The organism is Hyphomonas sp. UBA3601, assembly GCF_002375605.1.
Lineage (GTDB): Bacteria > Pseudomonadota > Alphaproteobacteria > Caulobacterales > Hyphomonadaceae > Hyphomonas.
Map to the genome: position 1 here is coordinate 1 of NZ_DFME01000055.1, position 3,397 is coordinate 3,397.

At 63.0% G+C, this 3,397-nt stretch carries 4 protein-coding genes; 2 read left to right on the plus strand and 2 right to left on the minus strand.

The genetic code is table 11. The features are described 5' to 3' along the window. On the minus strand, positions 1 to 361 hold a 361-nt coding region (locus tag B4F73_RS06310), incomplete at its 3' end, for an RsmD family RNA methyltransferase (RefSeq protein ID WP_290482768.1). Positions 362 to 411: 50 nt separating this feature from the next. Here B4F73_RS06310 and B4F73_RS06315 point away from each other — a divergent pair. Beyond that, entirely contained in the window at positions 412 to 873 is a 462-nt protein-coding gene (locus tag B4F73_RS06315) for a nucleoside deaminase (protein ID WP_290482769.1), read from the plus strand. Positions 874 to 904: 31 nt separating this feature from the next. Beyond that, positions 905 to 2,635: a cation:proton antiporter gene (locus B4F73_RS06320; protein WP_290479044.1), complete on the plus strand. Its 1,731-nt coding sequence runs from the start codon at positions 905 to 907 to the stop codon at positions 2,633 to 2,635. Positions 2,636 to 2,643: 8 nt separating this feature from the next. Here B4F73_RS06320 and B4F73_RS06325 read toward each other — a convergent pair whose 3' ends face one another. Further along, positions 2,644 to 3,213: a TMEM165/GDT1 family protein gene (locus B4F73_RS06325; RefSeq protein ID WP_206992572.1), complete on the minus strand. Its 570-nt coding sequence runs from the start codon at positions 3,211 to 3,213 to the stop codon at positions 2,644 to 2,646. Between the last annotated feature and the right edge of the window lie 184 nt (positions 3,214 to 3,397).

The window sequence follows — 3,397 nt, forward strand, 5'->3', positions numbered from 1 at the left end:
GCGTGAAGGGGACGCCGGCGCTGGCGGGCTTCTCGCCCAGATCGGTCGCCGACCGCCGGTGAAGCCGCGTGTTTCCGAACAGTCCCAGTGTTTCGATATTGTCGCGGATAGCGCCGCGCGCGCCATGATCGGTCTCGACGAAAAGGCAGAACGCGGCGCCCCGGCTCATGGCTTCCAGGCCCAGCGCGCCGGAACCCGCGAACAGATCAATCACCCGCGCGCCGTCGATCTCGGGCGCCCAGTCCGCATGGGCCAGCATGTTGAAGATCGACTCGCGCGCACGGTCTCCCGTCGGTCGCGTGCCCTGACCCTTCGGCGCCGCAATGGCGCGCCCCTTGTGCTCTCCGGCAATGATGCGCATTCGACAGGCAATCCCTTTACTTTGCGCCCGTGTAAGGCGATCCCATCCATATGACAATTCTCGCTGATCCCATGACCCGCGCGCTGGAACTGGCGCGAGAGGCGGCCGAGGCGGGCGAAGTGCCGGTTGGCGCCGTGGTGGTCGATCCGGAGACAGGCGAGATCGTGGCCGAGGGTGCAAACCGCCCGATTGTCGGGCATGACCCGACCGCCCATGCCGAAATTGTCGCCCTGCGCGCTGCGGCGGCGTCTAGGGGAAATTACCGGCTGACCGGCCTGCACCTCTATGTGACACTGGAACCCTGCGCGATGTGCGCAGGCGCGATCAGCCTTGCGCGGATCGGGAAGGTCGTCTTCGCGGCGTGCGATCCGAAGGGCGGTGCGGTGATTCATGGCGCACGCTTTTTCGAGCAACCGACCTGCCACTGGCGGCCGGAGGTCGAGCAGGACGAGACAGCGGGCGAGACAGCGAGCGCGCTGCTCAAGGATTTCTTCAAGGCCCGGCGCAGCTGAGGCAAACCAGACAAGGTAATCATAGCGAGGCATGGCAGAACCAGGACACGAGATTCTGATCAAGGACGCGATCGTCTTCCTGTTTGCGGCGGGTGTGGCGGTTCCGGTCTTCCGGTATCTGAAACTGCCCGCCGTGGTCGGATTCATGTTGTCCGGCATCGCGCTTGGACCTTACGCGTTGGGTTCGCTTTCCCACAATTATCCCATACTCGAATTTGTCTCGATCTCGGAACCGGAAGCCGCCGCGCCCTTTGCCGAACTGGGCGTGCTGTTCCTCCTGTTCCTGCTGGGGCTCGAGTTTTCGTTTGAAAAGCTGTGGGCCCTGCGGCGGGCCGTGTTCGGCGCAGGGGGACTTCAGGCAGGGATCAGCGCGCTCGCCATCGGTCTCATCGGATGGCAGATCGGCCTGCCGGCAGAGGCCGCCATCATCGCCGGGCTGGCGCTTGCACTGTCGTCGACCGCTATCGTCATGCAGCTGCTGATCGAGCAGAAGCAGGCCGCTCAACCGGTCGGGCGCGCCGCGCTCAGCGTGCTATTGTTTCAGGACATCCTCGTTGCCCCCATCCTGATCTTTGTCGGCTTTGCCAACATAGAGGCCGGTCAGGACGTCACGAAAATTCTGCTCGAAGCCCTGTTCAACGGTGTCATTGCAATCATCGTGATCGTGATCATTGGCCGCTTTGGTCTGCGGCACATGTTTCGCCTTGCGGCGGCGGCAGGCGGACGGGATTTTCTGATGGCGCTGACCCTGCTGACCGTCGTGGGCGCGGCCGCCATCACGGCAACGGCGGGCCTTTCACTTGCGCTCGGCGCGTTCCTGGCGGGCCTGCTATTGGGCGAAACCGAGTTCAAGCATCAGACAGAGGTCGATCTCGAACCCTTCAAGGGCATCCTGCTGGGCCTGTTCTTCATGACGGTGGGCATGGGGCTCGACCTGCCATCGATCCTGTCTCAGCCTTGGGTCATCCTGTCCGGGCTCGGCGCACTGCTCGTCCTGAAACTGGTCATCGGTTTCGGGGCCCTGCGTCTGTTTGCCGGGCCGACCCCGATGTCCATCGAGGCCGCCTTCCTGCTCGCGCCTGCCGGGGAGTTTGCCTTTGTCGTGATCGCCGCGGCCACCGCCATAGGCGTGCTCGCCCCGGAGCCAGCCGGGCTGATGGCCGCGATTGCCGGACTCTCCATGTTGCTCATTCCGGTGCTCGGAAAGGTTGGGGGCTTCTTGTCAGACAAGTTGGCCGGGCCCGAACCGGCGCATACGCTGGAAGAAGATTTCTCAAACCTTCAGGGCCACGTCATCATTGCCGGGTTTGGTCGGGTCGGACATGCCGTCGCGCGTATCCTCGCGGCGGAAGACGCCGAAGTCGTCGCGCTGGAACGCAGTACCTTCAATGTTTCGCGTGCCCGCAATGCTGGTTGGCGCGCCTATCTGGGGGACGCCGCGCGACCGGAAATCCTGCATAGCGCAGGCGTCGACGGTGCCATGATGTTTGTCGTTACGGTGGATGACGTTACCGCCGCAGAAGCGATGGTGTCAGCCTTTCACAAATTGCGCCCTGACGCGCCGATTATCGCCAGGGCCCGCGACCATGAACACGCCCGGCGCCTCATCGATGCCGGGGCCCGGTCAGTGATCCCGGATGCCATTGAATCCGGCCTGCAAATGGCCGGACGTACGCTTCATGAGTTCGGATACAATGAAGAAACCATCCGTGACCGGCTGGCCGCCGAACGCGACGAGGAATACGAGCGCGCTGCTATCTGATGGCTGCGTCAGAGCCACCCCGCCGTTTCTGCCAGCAGCCATAGCCCGATTGCCAGGAACAACAGCGCCGCCAACCGTCGCACGAGGCTGAGCGGCACGCGCCGGATCAAGGCTTCTCCGAAATAAACTGCGGGAACATTGGCCAGCATCATGCCCAGTGTTGTGCCGAGCGTGACCAGCATCACTTGCTCGAATTGTGCCCCCAGAGCAATCGTCGCAACCTGAGTCTTGTCGCCCATTTCGACGAGAAAGAATGTGATGAGCGTTGTCAGGAAAGCGCCATTTCGCATGCGGGGGCGTTCATCCTCGTCCAGCTTGTCCGGGATGAGGGTCCAGGCGGCCATCAGGATGAACGATACGGCGATCAGATAGCGAAACCAGTCCCCCTGGAGGAACGTGGCGGCCTGAGAGCCGACCAGTGCGGCCAGAAAATGGTTGGCGAGGGTTGCGGCCAATATGCCGGTGATGATGGTCAGTGGCTTGCGGAACTGTACCGCGAGCAAGACAGCCAATAGCTGGGTCTTGTCGCCGATCTCGGCAAGGGCGACCACGAGTGTGGAGGTGAACAGGGCTTCCATGAGAGACAGTCTCCAGGCCGGGCAAATCTGACGCAATGACACCATCATTCCGTGCCCGGCCCGAGCAGGAATGCGGCGTCATTGGTCTCGCCCGAACGGTGTCCCGTTCCCTTCGCGCCACGACCTGCAGGCCGAGTATGTTGACGCGGAGGCTCGGTCTGTCGACCGACTGGCTACTCCCCAA

Bases quoted from the DNA above. Each gene is read 5' to 3' on its own strand.
- B4F73_RS06315 (WP_290482769.1), top strand. From the start codon at position 412: ATGACAATTCTCGCTGATCCCATGACCCGCGCGCTGGAACTGGCGCGA.
- B4F73_RS06320 (WP_290479044.1), top strand. From the start codon at position 905: ATGGCAGAACCAGGACACGAGATTCTGATCAAGGACGCGATCGTCTTC.
- B4F73_RS06325 (WP_206992572.1), bottom strand. From the start codon at position 3,213: ATGGAAGCCCTGTTCACCTCCACACTCGTGGTCGCCCTTGCCGAGATC.